General features: G+C 39.0%; 3 protein-coding genes. All 3 read left to right on the forward strand.

Annotation, left to right across the window (positions count from 1 at the left end; translation table 11 throughout):
• Positions 1–953 (forward strand): virulence protein (locus HMPREF2885_RS05310; RefSeq protein WP_070657376.1); only part of this gene is annotated, 953 nt, incomplete at its 5' end.
• 10 nt (positions 954–963) lie between these two features.
• Positions 964–1,572, forward strand: coding sequence for a hypothetical protein (locus HMPREF2885_RS05315; protein WP_049550288.1), 609 nt, complete (start codon positions 964–966; stop codon positions 1,570–1,572).
• A partial coding sequence (locus tag HMPREF2885_RS05320) for a hypothetical protein (RefSeq protein WP_070657378.1) occupies positions 1,569–2,069 on the forward strand: 501 nt, incomplete at its 3' end. The genes HMPREF2885_RS05315 and HMPREF2885_RS05320, both read left to right, overlap by 4 nt.

Consider the following 2,069-nt stretch of genomic DNA (forward strand, 5'->3'; position numbering starts at 1 on the left):
ACTATGCGGACGGTGTGGACATGAGCTGGGTGCAAAAGATGAAGGATGTGAAGATTGTTTCGCATGCTAAAAGAGATTTTCAAGACTCAGAAACTCGTACCATCAATAAAGCTTCTAGGGATATGATGCTATCGGACGATGGTGATGCCTACTATCGTGCCGAATTAAAGAAGCGCCTGAAAGGTCACAACAAGTCCGAATGGGATAAAATAATTGAAGACTACAATCACACTCTTAAGATTGATGAAACAGGGAATATCATTGACATTTATCCCTTGGAGCAAGGCTATGTCGTTTTAAAAAATGGGAAATATGATGCGGACTATACTCATTTGGTTAACAAAAAGCTTGATGAACTAAAAGCCCAAAACTTTGAAGCAAATTCAGTCGAATTTTGGAGTGGAGTAGCTCAAATTTTCTCTGGTTTAGGAGTCTACTTTGCGAGTGGTGCTCTCGAAACATTGAGTATAATGGCTAGTCCACCAACAGCAGGGACAAGTATCGTAGCTGGTACGGCAGCATCCGTAACAGGGGTACAATATGGGAATGTACTGATAGCTAGTGGAGCAGTGTCCAGCTTATCAGCTATCACAAAGACGGCCTTACTAAATGGTGAAATTCAGGTTAATTATTCTAGTAACTATGACAGCTGGCAGGCCAATAAACCAACGAGTAAGTCTTTTGGGAAAAAGGTCTCTGGACGAGTTAAAGGTAAAAAAGTCGATAATATTCGAGTTGATGCGGAGCCAGATAGTGGGAAAATCCAAGTTCAATCGGGGAGTGGGAAATCGGGTTATGACCTTGACATAGATATCGAGGTTTCAAGGATTTCAAGTAGGCAGGATATTGTAGACTGGGTAAACAAACGTTCTGAACTAAAAGGACTTGGTCAAGGTGCAAAAGAGGAAATTATCAAAAATATGTGGAAAGCTTTTAAATACTTGACGCAATAAGGAGTGAACAATGAAATTATATTTAAAAGGTGATTATACAAAAAGAGTACCTTATGGTTATTTAGAACTAGCTGGCAAAATGTGGTTTCCAGAAGATGAGCAAGTTTCTTACTCAAATGCTGGGAACAATGATGATTTACAAGAAGATTTTTTCTCAAATTTATCCTTGAGGAAAGGCACTGCCGATAAGAGATGGTCTAGTGTCCCCTTAAAGGAAGGGGTACGAAGACTCTTTTCACATCTTGACGAATGTATTGACCTAGAGTTTGAAGATGCATTCGCTACAGACTACAATGAAAAAGGAGACTATCTCCGTATTTTAACCACCCATCTAGAAGTTTTAACAGTTGATAAACGAGCCATGTACATTATGGCGCTTGAAATTGCAAAGGTGATTGATGGGCAAATTAGCGAGGATAATAAGGCTAGCTGGTTGACAATCGAGGAGTTTAAAAGAAAACATGAGGATATTCTATCTCTAACTTTTGAAGAAGCAAATGAACTAAGTTTGACTGAAATTCAAACGATGGATGTGGTAGACGACCCTCTTTGGGAGGAAGAAGCCACTCGTCGAAAAGAGTATATACTAGCACATGGAGGCGATATCTCAGATTTATGAGACTTTATATCAAAGGTGATTATACGAAAAAAATAGACTTCACAACTAGAGAGCTTGTTTGGAAGATGTGGTTTAAGGAACGGAAAGGCAAGAAAATAAGTTTCTCCAATGTTGGTGATGATGCCATGCTACAGGATGATTTATACTTTGGTGTTCGGTTACACAAATGGGCTTCTGTTGATGAAAGATGGGATAAAGCTTCTTTTATAATTCCGAGCAATCCTTGGTTGTCTTTGGAATATGAGAGTATAACATTGGAATTTGAAAAAACTTTCATTACAGAGTGGAGAGAACGTGGGGATTATCTACGTATCGCCACATCTCATACAGATGTTTTAACTGTAGACAAACGTGCTTTATACATTATGGCAACTGAAGTAGCATCTGCCATTGATGGTCAGATTAGCGAAGACGGCAAGCAAAGTTGGCTAAGTGTAGAAGAATTTAAGGAATATCATAAGGCTGTTCTTTCACTGACTTATGATGAAGCGGTTGAA

The sequence above is a fragment of the Streptococcus sp. HMSC062H02 genome, from assembly GCF_001813005.1.
Taxonomy (GTDB): Bacteria; Bacillota; Bacilli; order Lactobacillales; family Streptococcaceae; genus Streptococcus; species Streptococcus oralis_S.